The following is a 16,748-nucleotide window of genomic DNA, read 5'->3' on the forward strand; positions in this document are numbered from 1 at the left end:
AAATAAAAAGTGTAGTTGATTGTTTTACAATTAACTACACTTTTATTTATATTATAAGTTTCTGTTATCTTTTAGCATAACATCATGAGCTCCACCTTCAACTATACTAGTAGAAGATACAAGTGTTAGCTTAGCATTTTTTTGAAGTTCAGGAATACTAAGAGCACCACAGTTGCACATAGTAGAACGAACTTTACTTAGAGAAAGTGTCACATTGTCTTTTAAAGAACCAGCATAAGGAACATAAGAGTCAACACCTTCTTCAAAAGAAAGTTTCTTATCTCCACCAAGGTCATATCTTTGCCAGTTTCTAGCACGTGCAGAACCTTCTCCCCAATATTCTTTCATGTAACTACCATTTATATTAACCTTATTAGTTGGACTCTCATCAAAACGAGAGAAATATCTACCAAGCATTATAAAATCAGCACCCATAGCTAAAGCTAAAGTTATATGATGGTCATAAACAATACCACCATCAGAACAAATTGGAATGTAAATACCTGTTTTTTCAAAGTATTCATCTCTAGCTTGAGCAACTTCAATTATAGAAGTAGCTTGTCCGCGTCCTATACCTTTTTGCTCACGAGTGATACATATAGAACCACCACCAATACCAACTTTAACAAAGTCAGCACCAGCTTCAGCAAGGTAAAGGAATCCTTCACGGTCAACTACATTCCCAGCTCCAACCTTAACTGTATCACCGTATTTTTCACGAATAAAATCAAGAGTTATCTTTTGCCACTCAGAAAAACCTTCTGAAGAGTCTATACATAAAACATCAGCACCAGCTTCAACTAAAGCAGGAACACGCTCAGCAAAGTCTCTAGTATTGATACCAGCTCCAACTACATATCTTTTAGAAGAATCTAAAAGTTCAAGTGGATTTTCTTTATGAGAAGAGTAATCTTTACGGAACACCATATATACAAGATTACCATTATCATCAAGTACAGGAAGAGAATTAAGCTTATGGTCCCATATAATATTGTTTGCTTCTTTTAAAGTAACATCTTTGTTAGCATAAACTATGGATGACATAGGAGTCATAAATTCACTAACTTTAGTATCTAAATCCATACGACTTATACGATAATCACGACTCGCAACAATACCTAATAATTTACCAGTTGAAGTACCATCTTCAGTAACAGCAACCGTAGAATGTCCAGTTTTTTCTTTTAGTTCAAGTATGTCTTTTAATGTATTGTCAGGTTTAATATTTGAATCACTCACAACAAATCCAGCCTTATGAGATTTAACACGTGCTACCATAGCAGCTTCACTTTCAATAGTTTGAGAACCATATATAAATGAGATACCGCCTTCTTTAGCAAGCGCAATAGCCATCTTGTCATCAGAAACAGATTGCATAATAGCAGAAGTTAAAGGTATATTCATATGAATATCTGCTTCCTCGCCCTTTTTAAATTTAGTAACAGGTGTTTTTAAACTTACATTAGCAGGTATACAATCAATAGAAGAGAAACCTGGTACAAGTAGGTACTCACTGAAAGTATGCGATGGTGTATCAAAATAAAACGCCATTTTTTAATCACTCCTTAATATTTTTATACTTTATTATAATTGATAGTATTAATTATAACTTATTCTTTAATTTTATTAAAGTATTTTGTCAGATATTGAGATTTTTGAAAAATTTAAACTATTTTAACTGAATTTGTTTAATATATGTTGCTTTACACAATCAAACTGTATATTAAATAAGGTTTTATTTAATGTAGTAGCTAATTTGAAGTTAATTCTTAGTATATAATCTCTTGCATTATGTTTATATACTCCTGTTACTAATATTGGGTATAGAGCATTTTTTATTGAAAGTATAAATTAATTAAATCTATATTAGTATGTCCAAAAGTATCCCTAAAAAATTTATTTCGTAAAATTCTTAATCACTTTTGTATAAGGTTTTATGATATTCATCAAATACACAAGTACTTTATAAATATAGTATTATTTATAAAGATTGATATTCTAAAATACTACATAAATAAAATTAAACAAAAACTAAAATGAAAAATGTCATTATCGTAAGTGACATAGAAACGATTTCTTAAAGTTGTTACTATAAAATATAAACTCTATAATAAAAGTATAACAAAAGGGAATCATATCGATATAGAATATAATTCAAATGGAGGTAAAATTATGAGCAGTTCTAATCAATCGACAATAAAGACATCTATACAGCGAGTAGGTAAATTTTTAAGTGGTATGGTAATGCCAAATATAGGAGCTTTTATAGCATGGGGTCTCATAACAGCATTATTTATACCAACAGGATGGATGCCAAATGAAAAATTAAGCACTATAGGCGATCCAATGATAAAATATCTTTTACCACTGTTGATAGCATATACTGGTGGTAAAGCTATAGCAGGACAAAGAGGGGGAGTAATAGGTGCAGCAGCAGCTATGGGAGTAATCGTTGGAGCTGATATACCAATGTTTATTGGTGCAATGATAATGGGCCCATTTGCAGGATGGGTAATCAAGAAGTTTGATAAACTTGTAGATGGAAAAATACCAACAGGATTTGAAATGTTAGTAAATAACTTTTCAATAGGTATAATAGGTATGCTTCTTGCAATATTAGGTTTTTATGCAATTGGACCAGCTATAGTAGCAGGTACAGCTCTTATAGAATCAGGAGTGCAATTTATAGTTAGTAAAAGTTTATTACCTTTAGTCTCAGTATTTATAGAACCTGGAAAGGTACTGTTCTTAAACAATGCAATAAACCATGGTATATTAGGTCCTATAGGTATAGCTGAAGCAAAAGAAGCAGGTAAATCTATAATGTTCTTATTAGAAAGTAACCCTGGACCAGGATTAGGTGTTCTATTAGCATATTGGATGTTTAGTAGAGGAAGTGTAAAACAATCAGCCCCAGGAGCAGTAATAATACATTTCCTTGGTGGTATCCATGAAATTTACTTCCCATATATATTAATGAATCCAGTTTTAATATTAGCTACAATGGCAGGTGGAGCAGCAGGAATATTAACTTTTTCAATATTAGGAGCTGGACTTGTAGCAGCACCATCACCAGGAAGTATATTTGCACTTATGGCACTAGCACCAAAAGGAGGATTACTTCCAGTATTAGCAGGGGTTGCAGTTGCGACAGCTGTATCATTCTTAGTGGCAGCACCATTTGTTAAGAGAGCTTCAGCAAATCAAAGTGAAGAAGATGGTACTTTAGAAGAAGCTAAAGCAAAGATGAGTGATATGAAATCTGCAAGCAAAAGTTCGGATAAAAAAGTTGAAGAAAAGCAACTTGAATTAAATGAAATTAAGAAGATTGTATTTGCATGTGATGCAGGAATGGGTTCTAGTGCAATGGGAGCTTCTAGATTTAAAAATAGAATAAAAAACTTAAATTTAGATATAGAAATTACAAACTCATCTGTTGATAATCTTCCAGATGATACACAAATAGTAGTAACTCACAATACATTAGTTGAAAGAGTTGCCAAAAATAATTCAAATGTTGAGATAGTCTCAATAAATAACTTTTTAAATGACCCAAATTTAGATATACTGTTTAAAAGATTAGAATCTAAATAAAAAATAAAAAGTACCACTGATTAGGAGTGGATAAATTTGAAAAAAAAGAAGATTACATCTAGACAAAAAAAGATAATACTCATGATAGTAGAAAATTCTAAAAAGAATATTCCAATAACCATTTCTGAGATTGCAGGAGAGTTAGAGCTAAGCTCAAGAACTGTACTTAGAGATATGTCAGGAATTGAAAAATGGTTTGATGAAAATGATTTTAATTTTGTAAAAAAACCAGGTGTAGGTTTGATTTTAGAAGAAAATATAGAAAATCAAAATTTTATCATTGAGTTGTTAGAAGAAGAAAAAATAGAAAAAGAATACAGTAAAGAAGAAAGAAATTTAATTATATTATCAAAGCTACTAGTTTCTAATGAGCCAGTAAAATCTTATTACTTTGCAAAAATATTAAAGGTATCTGAAGGGGTACTAAACAATGATTTTACATTAGCAAGTGAATGGTTAGAAAGATTTGATATTGAGCTTATTAGAAAACCAGGGCTTGGTGTGTATCTCAAAGGTCAGGAAAAAAACTTTAGAGAAGCATATGTAAACCTTATATATGACTCATTTAATGAAAAAGAAATATTGGACATGGTTAGAAATATAAGTGAGAATATACAAACTGATAAAGCAATAGAAATTTTAAGTGAAAATAGACTTTTAAATTTAATGGACAAGTGCATAATAAGAAAAGTTGAAAGTACATTAACAAAGAAGCTTTCTGAATTAGATGTAAATTTAGCTGATAGTGCATATATAGGTCTTGTAGTTCATATTTCACTAGCTTTACAGAGGATAAAAAATGGTGAGAATATAACCATGGAGAAAAATTTTCTAAAGGAATTATCTTTAACCGAAGAGTTTAAATTAGCGCAAGAAATCGTAAAAGGTATAGCAGTTGATTTTAGTATGGATATACCATTAGATGAAGTTGGATATATAACTATGCATATTAGAGGTGCAAAGCAAAGGTCATCTTCAAGTCATAAAGAGTTAAACTTAGATGATATAGAAGTGATGGACATTACAAATAAAATGATAGATTTAGCAGAAGATGAATTTAAGATAAGTCTTAAAAATGATGAAAGATTATTTAAAGACCTAGCAAACCACCTGGGACCTTCTATAAACAGATTGAATATGGGATTAGAAATAAGAAATCCTCTTTTAGATGAAATAAAAACTAAGTATTCATATGCTTATAATGGAGTTGAAAAAATTTCTAAAATCATAAAAGATAAGCTAAATATAAATTTAATACCTGAATCTGAAATAGGATATATTGCAATGCATTTTGCATCAGCCATAGAAAAAAATCTAATGATGTATACTAATCTGAATATTGTTGTAGCATGTCCAACTGGAATAGGTACTTCAAGGTTTTTATCGACTAAAATTGAAAATAAATTTCCCAATCTAAATATACTTGAAACTATTTCAGCTATAAACATAGATGAAGAATATTTAAAAGAAAAAGAAGTCGATTTAATTGTATCTACAGTGGAACTAAATACAAACTTAGATTATATATGTGTAGGTCCATTTATGAGTTCAGATGATGAGTTGATAATCAAAGAAAAAATAAAGTCTATAGCTCAAAACAAATTAATGGATTTAAAAGTAAAAGATGATACTAAAAATAAAAATAAAGTATATGAACAGATAACAGAAAGCATGAACATAGGAAGAGATATTCTTAAGTTTTTAGATGAAATTCAATTTAAAAAATTTAAAAGTAAAAACTTAGATGAACTTATTATGGATTCATCAAAAATATTTGTAGAATCTAGTGAAGATGTAATATCTATAAAAGAATCCTTAGAAGAAAGATTAAAAATATCAATTCCATATATAGAAGAATCAAGGATTTTATTATTACATTGTATGAGTGAAAGAATAGATATTATGAAGTTAGCAATAATAAGATTAGAAAATAACATAAAACTAAATTCCAAGGAAGAAATTGAAAATGTGGTTTTTATGTTACTTCCTAAAAATTCACCAAGTTATCAAAGACAAATAATGAGTGAAATAAGTGGCTCATTAATAGATAATTTTGTTTTTACTAATAAAATAAACAAATTTTCTATACAAGAGATAATATTAGAAATAAAAGGTATAGTTTTTAATTTTTATACAAATAAATTAAAAACATTAATAGATAAATAAAATTTACATTAAAAAAGGAAGGTTGATATTATGAGTAAAGTATTAAATGAGAATAATATATTTTTAGGATTAGATAGTGTTTCAAAGGAAGAAGCTATAACTTTAGCAGGAAGAAAATTATTTGAAAATGGATATGTAAAAGAAGAATATATACCAGCAATGTTGGAGAGAGAAAAGGTAATGACTACATATATGGGAATGGGTGTTGCTATTCCACATGGTGTAAATGAAGCGAAAAAAGAAATATTATCTTCTGGAATAGTGATACTACAATTCCCTAATGGTATAGACTTTGATGGAGAAAAGGCATATTTATTAATAGGAATAGCTGGTGTTGGAGATGAGCATTTAGAGATACTATCTAATATAGCAATAGTTTTAGATGATGATTTAACAGAGAGACTAAAAAATTCAAATGACAAACAAGCTTTTATGGAAGCTTTTGCCAACTAATCTTAGGAGGAACTTAAAATGAAAAAGGCAATCCAATTTGGAGCAGGAAATATTGGGAGAGGATTTATTGGAGGTTTGTTAGTTAAGTCAGGTTATCATGTTGTATTTGCTGATGTTAATGAAGAAATATTAAATTCAATAAATAAAGATAAAAAATATACTATACACATAAGAGATGTAGAATGTGTAGATGAAGTAATTGACAATATAAGTGCAGTTTCATCTATAAAAGAAGAAATAATAGACGAGATTGTAGAAGCTGAAATAATAACCACAGCAGTTGGTCCTTTAGTTTTAACTAAAATAGCACCTACAATTGCTAGAGGTATAAAAACTAGAAAAGAAAAAGGATTAACAAATAATTTAAATATAATAGCTTGTGAAAATGCGATATATGCAAGTTCTTCTTTAAAAGAGGAAATACTTAAGTGTCTAAATAAAGAAGAAGCAGACTATTTAGAGAAATATATTGGTTTCCCTAACTGTTCAGTTGATAGAATAGTTCCTCCTGGTAAAAATGAGAATCCTCTTGATGTAACCGTTGAAAATTTTTATGAGTGGAATGTTGAAAAGCAAGGATTTAAAGGAGAAATACCTAATATAGTTGGAATGAATTTAGCTGATAACCTTATGGCTTATATAGAACGTAAGTTGTTTACACTAAATACAGGCCATGCTATAACTGCTTATATAGGGTACTTAAAAGGATACAAAACAATAGAAGAAAGTATAAATGATGAATATATTTGTAATATAGTGAAAAATGCAATGACAGAAAGTGGAGAAGGATTAATCAAAAAATATAATTTTGATTCAGAAGCACATTATAAATATATTGATAAGATTTTAAACAGATTTAAAAATCCATATCTTAATGATGATGTAGTCAGAGTTGGAAGAGAGCCGCTTAGAAAATTAAGCGATAAAGACAGATTGATTAAGCCTCTAATGACAGCAAAATCATATGGTTTAACAGTTGATAATTTAATTCTTGGAATAGGTGCAGCACTTCATTATAATAATAGTGAAGATGCTCAAAGTGTAGAATTGCAAGAACTAATAAAGTCTAATGGAGTAAAAAAAGCTATTTCTAAAATAGCTAATATAAGCAATGATGAAGTACTTCTAGATAATATAGAAAAAAGTTATATCTTTATGGAAAATCTATAAGTTTACTTAAAAAGGTTGGATTTTGTCAAGTAACTAATGAATGTTTTATTCTACACAGTTTGAATTATTTGTTGAATAATAGAGAATTATAATATATAATTAAAAAGAATAAATTAATATGTTTACCTGTATACTTTTGATAATATGGTTCAAATGTTTCTACTAAGCTACCAATAATAGCTTAACTACAGGAGTGAAGATGATATAGTTTATACTTATTTTAAATTATATATTAAGTTGGTTACTTTGAATTTTAAGCTCCTGTCTATGATATAGACAGGAGCTTTTTTAGTATTCTAAGATAAAATACAAGCAATGTAGATAGTAAAATTAAAGAGAATATAATTTTTTTTATTAAGATTAATATAATTTAGAAAGGTTTAGGTGGGAGTACAATGAAGGCTTTAGAGGAAAAGATATTAAGAGAAGGTAGTGTTTCAGGAAATGATATACTAAAAGTCGATAGTTTTTTAAATCATCAAATTGATGTAGCTTTTTTAAATGAAATAGGAAGAGAGTTTAAAGAAAGATTTAGTGGAGAAAAAGTGGATAAAATATTTACAATAGAGGCTTCGGGGATAGCTATAGCATCAATTGTTTCACAATACTTTGATAATGCGCCTGTAGTTTTTGCAAAAAAATCAGAATCTAAAAATTTAGATAAAGATGTGTATGAAACTAATGTATATTCATTTACTAAGGCAAAAGAATATGCAGTAAAAGTTTCTAAAAAGTACATAAACGAAGGTGAAAACATATTGATAGTAGATGATTTTTTAGCTAATGGAAGGGCAGCTCTTGGGCTTAAAGATTTAATTGAGCAAGCAAATGCAAACTTAGTTGGAGTAGGGATTGTTATTGAAAAAGGATTCCAAGCTGGAGGAGCACTTTTAAAGGCCAATGATGTAAGATTAGAATCTTTAGCAGTAGTTGAATCTATAGATAATGGAACTGTAAAATTTAGATAATTTATGATATTATATACTTGTGTTTAGCACATATTCTAATTATGGAGGATTTTTTAAATGAGATTTTTTATAGACACAGCTAATATTGAAGAAATAAAAGAAGCAAATGATTTAGGTGTAATATGTGGAGTGACTACAAATCCATCTCTAATAGCTAAAGAAGGTAGAGATTTTATAGAAGTAGTTAAAGAAATTAGTGAGATAGTAGATGGGCCGATAAGTGCAGAAGTAATAAGTTTAGAGCACAAGGGTATGATAGAAGAAGCAGAAAAATTATCTAAGATACATAAAAATATAGTTATAAAAATACCTATGACAGCAGAAGGTTTAAAGGCAGTAAAAGTATTATCTAGTAAAGGTATAAAAACTAATGTTACACTTATATTCTCTGCTGGACAAGCTCTTTTAGCTGCTAGAGCTGGAGCTACATATGTAAGTCCTTTTGTTGGAAGATTAGATGATATATCACAAAATGGTCTTGATTTAATTGAAGAAATTGTTGATATATTTAGTGTAAATAGTATTGAGGCTCAAATAATAGTTGCTAGTGTTAGAAATCCAATACATGTTTTACAAGCTGCTAGAATGGGAGCAGATATAGCAACAGTTCCTCTTAAAGTTATAAACCAAATGATTAAGCATCCTTTGACAGACAAAGGAATAGATAGCTTTATGAAGGATTGGGAAGGTGCTTCTTTAAAATTATAATTATAGAAATATGATTATAAGTATAAGAGAAGTTCTTATGGAAATTCTAAGCAATAAGGCTAGGCTATTTTGCCTAGTCTTATTTTGGTGTATAATATATTGAAATAAACTAAAATTTAAAGTAAGGAGGCGAAATATGGATAAAATATTAAGAGAGATACAAAGAGAAGACAAGAAAAATCCATACACTGACCAAGAACTTGCTGAAATATTAAATGTAGCTAGGTCTGAAGTAATAGCAGTTAGAAAAAAAAATAATATTTTAGATTCAAGAGAAAGAAGAAAACAAATCTTAATAAAAGATATATCTAAGATTGTAAATGAGAATCCACAAATGTCTGAAAGAAAAATAACTGAAATTTTAACCGAAAATGGCTATAATATATCAAGAAGTGCAGTATCAAAATTACTAAAAGAAGAAAATTTAAGCCAACCGAAAGCTGAAATAAAAGATAAAGAACTAGTATCCTCTGGAAAGCATGTAAAAGTTAGTAAGGCTGTAGAAGAGGATGGATTTGAAGAATTAATAGGTATAAAAGGCAGTTTGAAAGAGAAAGTAAACCTAGCTAAATCAGCAATCATGTATCCTCCTAATGGTCTTCATACTATAATATATGGGGAAACAGGTGTAGGTAAGAGTGAATTAGCCACATGTATGTACAAATATGCTGTGAAAAATAATATCAAAGAAGAAAATAGTCCATTCATAGTATTTAACTGTGCAGATTATGCAGAAAATCCTAACCTATTGATAGCTCAGCTGTTTGGAGTGGTAAAAGGTGCATACACAGGAGCAGATGCAAATAGAGAGGGTCTTGTAGAGCAAGCCAATAATGGAATTTTGTTTTTGGATGAAATTCATAGATTACCTGCTGCTGGTCAAGAGATATTATTTTCTTTAATAGATAGAGGTGAATTTAGGAGATTAGGAGAGAGTAGTTCTAATAGAAAGGCAAATGTTCTCATAATAAGTGCTACAACAGAAAATCCAGATTCTAATTTACTTCAAACATTTAGAAGACGTATACCAATGGTAATAAATTTACCTAATATGAGTGAAAGACCGAAATCTGAAAGATATGAAATAATAATAAAATTCTTTGAAAGAGAAGCAAAAAGAGTAAATAAAAACTTTATAATAACTAAAGAAGTGATGTGTGCACTTATGAATTATAAATGTACTGGGAATATAGGGCAGTTAAAGAGTGATATACAAGTAACTTGTGCTAGAGCTTTTAGTAAGGCAATATTTTCTAGTGACAAGGTAATTATAGATTTAGATAGCTTAAGAGATTATATAAAAAGTGGATATTATGATTGTAATTGTGAAGATGAAAAGTATTCTGAGTTTTCAGTTGAAGATATATATATAGATATTAGTGAGTTAGTAAGTGGAAAAAATAGAATTTTGTCTGATAATGAGATAAGTGAAATATACAATTATGCAGAAAAAGAATTGAAGGTTCTAGAAAGTAAGTGTTTTTCAGAAGAAGAATTAAAAAATGCATTTATAGAAAAATTAGATAATAAATTTAATGCTATTAAAAACAATAAAAACTTGTCTGATAGAAGAAGTCGAATAGATTGGGGAGGACAGTTAAAAGAATACACACTAGAGATAATGGACAAAGTAATTGTATTTATTAAAGAGCAATTTAAACATGTAAATCAAGGGTTGTATTTAGCTTTAGCGATTCATATTGAGCATGCTATAGATAGAATAAAAGATGGAAAAACTATAATAAATCCAAGTTTGGATAAGATAAAAGCATCAATGCCAATGGAATATGAATTATCCAGATATGTAATGGGAATAGTGGAAGATTTAACACAAGTTACATTCCCAGAGGATGAACTTGGATATTTAGCATATTATATAAATAAATTTTGTTACAATGAAGAAAGTATAAAAGATAAAGTAAAAGTAGTTATAGTTACACATGGTAAGGTTGGAATTGAAATGTCTAATGTTGTAAATCATATCCTTGGTATAGAATGTACATTGGGTATAGAAATAGCACTTACAGATTCACCATCAGAAGGAATAGAACATGTATTAGAAGAACTTAAAAAGATAGAAGCACAAAAAGGAATTTTAGTTCTAATTGATATGGGTTCTTTAGTAATCCTTGGTGATGAGGTTGAAAAAAGACTTGGTATTAGATGCAAGACTGTAAATAGGGTGGATACATTATTAGCAATGGAAGCAGGAAAATTGGCTACAATTGAAGGAAAAAGTTTAGATGGTATAATAGCGGATTTAAAGAAAAATAAAAATTATGCTATGGTAAACACAAATAAATTTAGTTATAGAAAAAATGAATATGGAAAGAAAAATGTAATTATTACATTATGTTTAAGTGGGGTAGGCACAGCTTTAAACTTAAAGGAACATATAGAAAAGCAAATTGAGGAATACGATGCTTCAATTGAAGTAAAGCCAATTGCTTTTTTAAATAATAATTTAGAAGATGAGTTAAATGACATTGAAGCTGAATATAATATTATTGCTATTTGTGGCACAATTGATATAGATTATAAAAATGTACCTTTTATTTCTTATAATGAGGTACTTGGAAAAAATGGAATTAACAAGGTATTAGAACATTTAAATAATAAACAACCATCTTTGAGTAGCGATAATCAATTGAATAATTTAATACATGAAGATTTGATTTTATATGATTTTGAAGGAATCTCAAAGGAGTATATAATCGATACTCTTGTATCAAAGCTTGAAGAAGGTGGGTATGTAGACTCAAAATATATATTAAGTGTGTATAAAAGAGAGGCTATGGGAAGTGTTGTAATGGCTTCAAAAGTTGCTGTACCACATGGACTTCCAGAAAATGTTATAAAGCCAGCAATAGCTATAGCAAGATTAAATAAGCCCATAGTATGGGACAATAAATTTATGGTAGATTTAGTGGTACTACTGGCACTTAAAGAAAATAATAAGAAAGAAATACGAAGCTTATTTTCAAAGATTAATGACCAACATACTTTAGAAGTTTTATTAAATACTGAAGATAAAAACGAAATAAAAAAGATATTAAGTTAACTAAGTATAGAAAAGATAGACACAAAAAATTTGCTTTAGTATAAAATTTAAAATTATTTAATTGCTAAGTAGTTAATTACTTGATATAAGGCTAATTCTATGAAATTGATTTATATGATTTTATAGGATTAGCCTTCTTTATTGATAAATAGAATATATAAACTATTTTAAAACTAAAATATAGAAGATATAATAAGGATAAGTTATTATGTTAAAAAATTACAGAGTGGTCATCATAATTATTTAGAAAATAATTTCATACAAGAAGATGATAAAAAGCCTGTTTTCTAAGGGAAGAATCTCAAGACAAGTACATTTCAAGTAAAGGTTGATGAAAGTGGAACATATAAAATTACTGCTACAGGGAAGAAAACTAAAGGAAGTGTGAGTTTTATAAAAAATACTGATTGATGAAAAATGAATAATCCTGCAGGTAAACATGGACATTTTCATTGTTATTGCAGGATTTATTGTATATTTTAGAGATTTATATTTTCTAAATATGTGCTACTTGATTTTATAACATCTATACATGCTTTCACCACTTTTGAATGAAAACTTAAAATAAACTTTATCATTAGAAAAATCTTTTTCCATAGCCACTAAGTCTTGTTCTTCTCCAGCCTTTCCACCAGTTCCAACTAAAAACACATCTTTTTCACTATCTATTTCTTGAACTGACCCCATATATTTGTAGTAGTCATTTATGTTATATGAGTGATATTCAGTAACTTTTTTATTTTCTTCATCTAATTTTATTTTAATAACTCTTGTAGATTTATTTTTTACACCATTATCATATAAAGTTATATATCCATCATCTGTAATTCTAGCATTATGTTGTCTTGAGAACTTTTGATTATCTGTTAAATCAAACTCATCACCCAATCCTCCTAAAGTCCAAATAATTTCTCCTGTTTTTCTATCTAATTTAATAACTTCATCTAAATTTCTAAATGAGCAGATTAGATTTCCGTCTTTTGGGTCGATAGTCATAGAATTAAAATGTACATAGTCTAAGGATGTATCACTTTTTTCGCTAAAATTATTTTGTTCAGCACTTTCTTCATATAGCTTTTCATAATCAATACTTTCCCACTGCCATACAACTTTCCCATCCTTTATTTCTTGTAATACACTATTTACTACATAAGGAGAATTTCCTTTACTCAATTTTGAAGGAATATTTGTCGCCTTAGTCTTTTGATAACTAGAAACAATATAGTGATTATCATCTATGTATATAAAGTCATGGTTTTCTAACTCAGTACCAGATTCTATGTTTTTACTTTTCTCCATAGTAATTTTATTTATTTCATTATAATTTTCATCTAATATTACAAGATATGATGGTGAGTATCCAACAGAACTTATTCGCTTTGTTGAGTCTTTATCTTGAAGTAAATATCCATATCTAATTTTACCATCATCTGTAGTTATTTTTTTAAAATCAAAAGGATTTGATTCGACTTCCTTGTAAAAAATTATATTTCCTTGGTTATTTAATTTAAATACAAAATTATGTTCTTCATTGTGTGTAGTAAGATAATAATCACCATCATAAGGGCTATTTGCAGTAACAGTATACTTTGGAAAATCTTTTGAAAGAGAGTTTATATAATAATTTCTATATGAGTTTTCACCATTATATATTACAGATATTTTTATTTTAGAAGAGCTATTGATTTCTTTTAACTTAAAAGTAGATTTATTATTTACATTAATTTCTTTATCATCTATTTTGACACTGTTTACATTTTTAGGATTTTTTATTGTTATATTATTTTGATTTGTTGAATTAAGTTGTTTTACGTTTTGACTATTAAAAATCCCTTCCTTAGATAGTGTTACATCATAACCATTTATAGTTATATTAAGTGTTTTTTTCGAATTACTTTGAGATGCAAAGACTTGTTTTACGAAAATACCAGAAACAAATAGAATACTACATAAAAATACTATCTTTAATAAATTTTTTCTTTTCATTCTTAATCCCCTTTTCATATTAAGTTTTTTATATTTTCATATTGATTTTATTATATAAATAAAAACATACTATGAATTTAATTATGCGTAACGTGAATTTTGCTAGACAATTACATGAAAATTTATTCACACTAAAATAACTAAACAACAAATATGAAAATTAATGCTATTTAGATTGAATTATTTTATAAAATAACTAACAAACAGAAAAAACCACCCATAAAAAATAAAAAAACCATTTCTGTAACAAAAAAAACCACGAAAATATAAAAATATATGGATAGTTAAGTGCTTAACAAGTAAAAATTAAAATAAAAATTAAAAAAAATTTATCTATGAAAGTCGGCTAAAATCCTACAATTGAACATTATTTCGAGGAAAATGTTTTCTTTTATTTCACAAAAAAAGCCACTTTTTGGCACGGTATATGCTTTATATAAAGGCAAGAAAAACAAGATATGAGATAAGAGCAATTAGGAGGTGCAAATATGGAGTTTATAAATTTTGTAAGTGATAAAGTTATAAACCTTAAAATGGATTGTAAAACAAAAGAAGATTTCTTTAAGGAAATACATAATAAAGTTTTTGAATTAGGCTTTGTAAAAGAAGAATTTGGAGAAAAAATACTAGGAAGAGAAAATGTATTTCCAACAGGCTTAAACTTAGGTGATTATGGAGTAGCAATACCACATACAGATGCAGAATATATTAAAGAACAATTTATAGCAGTCTGTACTTTTAATGAACCAGTAGTATTTAGTTCTATGGAAGACCAAGATGAAAAAGTATCTGTAAATTTGGCTTTCGTTTTGGGGCTTAATCAACCACACAGTCAATTATCTGTATTAACAGAATTGATGGGGATTATGCAAAATAAAGAATTAGTTGAGAAGCTAATAGATTCTACTGACAAAGAAGAAGTTTTAAAGACAATAAAGTCTTTATAAAAAATAAAATAATAAAAAGTACTAACAATAAAAATAAGACAATAAAAATTATTAGGAGGAAATAAAAATGAAAAAAATATTAGTAGCATGTGGAGCAGGAATAGCAACATCAACAGTAGTTTGTGACAAGGTAGAAAGATTAGTTAAAGAAAATAATATACAAGCAGAAGTTATACAATGCAAAATAGCTGAATGTGCAACAAAGCAAGATGGAGCAGATTTAATAGTATCAACAACTATATTACCAACAACTTATAATATACCAGCAATAAAAGCAACAGCATATATAACTGGAGTAAATACAGCAGCATTAGATAAGAAAATATTAGATGCTTTAAAATAATCCTAGCATAAATAAATTGAAATCATATTTAAAAAACAGAAAAAGGAGGATTTATAAATGGATAAATTATTAGCAGTAGTACAGTATATTTTAAACATGGGACCAACAGTAATACTACCAATAACAATTGTAGTCTTAGGAATGATATTTAGAATTAAGTTTACAAAAGCTTTAAAATCAGGTCTTACAATTGGTATAGGGTTTGTGGGTATAAACTTAGTTGTAAACCTATTAACTTCAACACTAGGGCCAGCAGCTCAAGGAATGGTTGAGAGATTTGGACTTAATTTAACAGTAATAGATGTTGGTTGGCCAACAACAGCATCAGCAACATGGGCTTCACCAGTTGCACCAATATTAATACCAGTTTGTTTATTAGTAAACTTACTATTATTATACTTCAATAAAACAAAGATATTAAACGTTGATATATGGAATTATTGGCACTTCATAGTAGCAGGTGCAGTTGGATATATAGTAACAGGAAGTTATATCTGGGCTATATTCTGTGCGATATTAATGGAATTATTAGTACTATTTATTGCAGAAAAAACAGCCAAGAATGTTCAGGAGTTTTATGATTTGGAAGGTATAGCATTACCAACTGGTTCAACAGCTTCATTTGCTCCACTTGGATATTTAGTAGGTAAATTTGTTGAAAAAATACCAGGAATAAATAAAATACAAGCAGACCCAGATTCTATACAAAAAAAATTCGGTATATTTGGTGAACCAATGATGATGGGGATTATACTAGGGATAATACTTGGAGCGCTTGCTGGATACGATGTAGCAGGAATATTCAATGTAGGTATATCAATGGGTGCAGTAATGTTACTTATGCCTAGAATGGTTAGAATATTGATGGAAGGTTTAATTCCAATTTCAGAATCAATAAGAGATTTCTTACAAGCAAAATATGGAGATAGAGAACTTTATATAGGTCTAGATGCAGCAGTAGCAACTGGACATCCAGCAGTTATATCAACAGCTCTTATACTTGTTCCTATAACTTTATTCTTAGCAGTTATATTACCAGGAAATAAAGTTTTACCATTTGGTGACTTAGCAACAATACCATTCTATATGGCATTTATAGTATGTTTTAGAAAAGGTAATATAGTTCAATCAGTTATAACAGGAACTATAGTAATAGCTATATCACTTTATATGGCTACAAATTTTGCAGATGTTCATACGCAATTATTACAACAAGCAAATATGATGCCAGAAGGAACAACAATGGTTACAAGTATAGATACAGGTGGTAACTTACTAAAATGGGGAATACTGAAATTATCTCAATTAGTTTCTTCACTTGGAATATTCTAATATTTAGTTAATAGAGATTA

General features: G+C 28.4%; 12 protein-coding genes and 1 riboswitch. Of the genes, 10 read left to right on the top strand and 2 right to left on the bottom strand.

The window, feature by feature from the left end; genetic code table 11:
• Window positions 1-51: 51 nt before the first annotated feature.
• Complete coding sequence (locus KGF36_RS01790) at window positions 52-1,551, bottom strand: IMP dehydrogenase (protein WP_227829241.1); 1,500 nt, start codon at window positions 1,549-1,551, stop codon at window positions 52-54.
• Window positions 1,552-2,172: 621 nt separating this feature from the next.
• On the opposite strand from KGF36_RS01790, the gene KGF36_RS01795 reads away from it, so the two are divergent.
• The 7 genes from KGF36_RS01795 to KGF36_RS01825 all read left to right on the top strand — a co-directional run bounded on the left by KGF36_RS01795 (window position 2,173) and on the right by KGF36_RS01825 (window position 12,120).
• A complete protein-coding gene (locus tag KGF36_RS01795) occupies window positions 2,173-3,594 on the top strand; it encodes a PTS mannitol transporter subunit IICBA (protein ID WP_227829240.1) in 1,422 nt (473 codons plus the stop codon).
• A 36-nt stretch (window positions 3,595-3,630) separates the two neighbouring features.
• Window positions 3,631-5,760 carry a BglG family transcription antiterminator gene (locus tag KGF36_RS01800; protein ID WP_227850091.1) on the top strand — a complete coding sequence of 710 codons (2,130 nt, stop codon included), beginning with the start codon at window positions 3,631-3,633 and terminating at the stop codon, window positions 5,758-5,760.
• A gap of 30 nt (window positions 5,761-5,790) precedes the next feature.
• Window positions 5,791-6,213, top strand: a complete 423-nt coding sequence (locus KGF36_RS01805; protein WP_227432702.1) for a PTS sugar transporter subunit IIA — start codon at window positions 5,791-5,793, stop codon at window positions 6,211-6,213.
• Window positions 6,214-6,231: 18 nt separating this feature from the next.
• Complete coding sequence (locus tag KGF36_RS01810; RefSeq protein WP_227829238.1) at window positions 6,232-7,383, top strand: mannitol-1-phosphate 5-dehydrogenase; 1,152 nt, start codon at window positions 6,232-6,234, stop codon at window positions 7,381-7,383.
• Window positions 7,384-7,489: 106 nt separating this feature from the next.
• A riboswitch (purine riboswitch) is annotated at window positions 7,490-7,591 on the top strand.
• A gap of 187 nt (window positions 7,592-7,778) precedes the next feature.
• Window positions 7,779-8,351: a xanthine phosphoribosyltransferase gene (locus tag KGF36_RS01815; RefSeq protein ID WP_227829237.1), complete on the top strand. Its 573-nt coding sequence runs from the start codon at window positions 7,779-7,781 to the stop codon at window positions 8,349-8,351.
• Window positions 8,352-8,408: 57 nt separating this feature from the next.
• Window positions 8,409-9,059 (top strand): fructose-6-phosphate aldolase, encoded by a 651-nt coding sequence (gene fsa / locus KGF36_RS01820; protein WP_003423115.1) that lies wholly within the window; start codon window positions 8,409-8,411, stop codon window positions 9,057-9,059.
• Between the two features lie 136 nt (window positions 9,060-9,195).
• Window positions 9,196-12,120 (top strand): sigma 54-interacting transcriptional regulator, encoded by a 2,925-nt coding sequence (locus KGF36_RS01825; RefSeq protein ID WP_227829236.1) that lies wholly within the window; start codon window positions 9,196-9,198, stop codon window positions 12,118-12,120.
• A 507-nt stretch (window positions 12,121-12,627) separates the two neighbouring features.
• Here the strand turns inward: KGF36_RS01825 and KGF36_RS01830 are convergent.
• Window positions 12,628-14,106 (bottom strand): arylsulfotransferase family protein, encoded by a 1,479-nt coding sequence (locus tag KGF36_RS01830; protein WP_227829235.1) that lies wholly within the window; start codon window positions 14,104-14,106, stop codon window positions 12,628-12,630.
• A 488-nt stretch (window positions 14,107-14,594) separates the two neighbouring features.
• On the opposite strand from KGF36_RS01830, the gene KGF36_RS01835 reads away from it, so the two are divergent.
• From KGF36_RS01835 to KGF36_RS01845, 3 genes are all read left to right on the top strand, one after another.
• Window positions 14,595-15,053 (top strand): PTS sugar transporter subunit IIA, encoded by a 459-nt coding sequence (locus tag KGF36_RS01835; protein WP_227829234.1) that lies wholly within the window; start codon window positions 14,595-14,597, stop codon window positions 15,051-15,053.
• 67 nt (window positions 15,054-15,120) lie between these two features.
• Complete coding sequence (locus tag KGF36_RS01840) at window positions 15,121-15,396, top strand: PTS sugar transporter subunit IIB (protein WP_021385190.1); 276 nt, start codon at window positions 15,121-15,123, stop codon at window positions 15,394-15,396.
• A 57-nt stretch (window positions 15,397-15,453) separates the two neighbouring features.
• Window positions 15,454-16,728, top strand: coding sequence for a PTS galactitol transporter subunit IIC (locus KGF36_RS01845; protein ID WP_227482790.1), 1,275 nt, complete (start codon window positions 15,454-15,456; stop codon window positions 16,726-16,728).
• The last annotated feature ends 20 nt before the right edge of the window (window positions 16,729-16,748 follow it).

It is taken from the genome of Clostridioides sp. ZZV14-6009, from assembly GCF_020658095.1.
Classification (GTDB): Bacteria; Bacillota; Clostridia; order Peptostreptococcales; family Peptostreptococcaceae; genus Clostridioides.

Coding starts and splice junctions, on each gene's coding strand:
- KGF36_RS01835 (WP_227829234.1), top strand. CDS start 14,595: ATGGAGTTTATAAATTTTGTAAGTGATAAAGTTATAAACCTTAAAATG.
- KGF36_RS01840 (WP_021385190.1), top strand. CDS start 15,121: ATGAAAAAAATATTAGTAGCATGTGGAGCAGGAATAGCAACATCAACA.
- KGF36_RS01810 (WP_227829238.1), top strand. CDS start 6,232: ATGAAAAAGGCAATCCAATTTGGAGCAGGAAATATTGGGAGAGGATTT.
- KGF36_RS01845 (WP_227482790.1), top strand. CDS start 15,454: ATGGATAAATTATTAGCAGTAGTACAGTATATTTTAAACATGGGACCA.
- KGF36_RS01805 (WP_227432702.1), top strand. CDS start 5,791: ATGAGTAAAGTATTAAATGAGAATAATATATTTTTAGGATTAGATAGT.
- KGF36_RS01830 (WP_227829235.1), bottom strand. CDS start 14,106: ATGAAAAGAAAAAATTTATTAAAGATAGTATTTTTATGTAGTATTCTA.
- KGF36_RS01795 (WP_227829240.1), top strand. CDS start 2,173: ATGAGCAGTTCTAATCAATCGACAATAAAGACATCTATACAGCGAGTA.
- KGF36_RS01825 (WP_227829236.1), top strand. CDS start 9,196: ATGGATAAAATATTAAGAGAGATACAAAGAGAAGACAAGAAAAATCCA.
- KGF36_RS01790 (WP_227829241.1), bottom strand. CDS start 1,551: ATGGCGTTTTATTTTGATACACCATCGCATACTTTCAGTGAGTACCTA.
- fsa (WP_003423115.1), top strand. CDS start 8,409: ATGAGATTTTTTATAGACACAGCTAATATTGAAGAAATAAAAGAAGCA.
- KGF36_RS01815 (WP_227829237.1), top strand. CDS start 7,779: ATGAAGGCTTTAGAGGAAAAGATATTAAGAGAAGGTAGTGTTTCAGGA.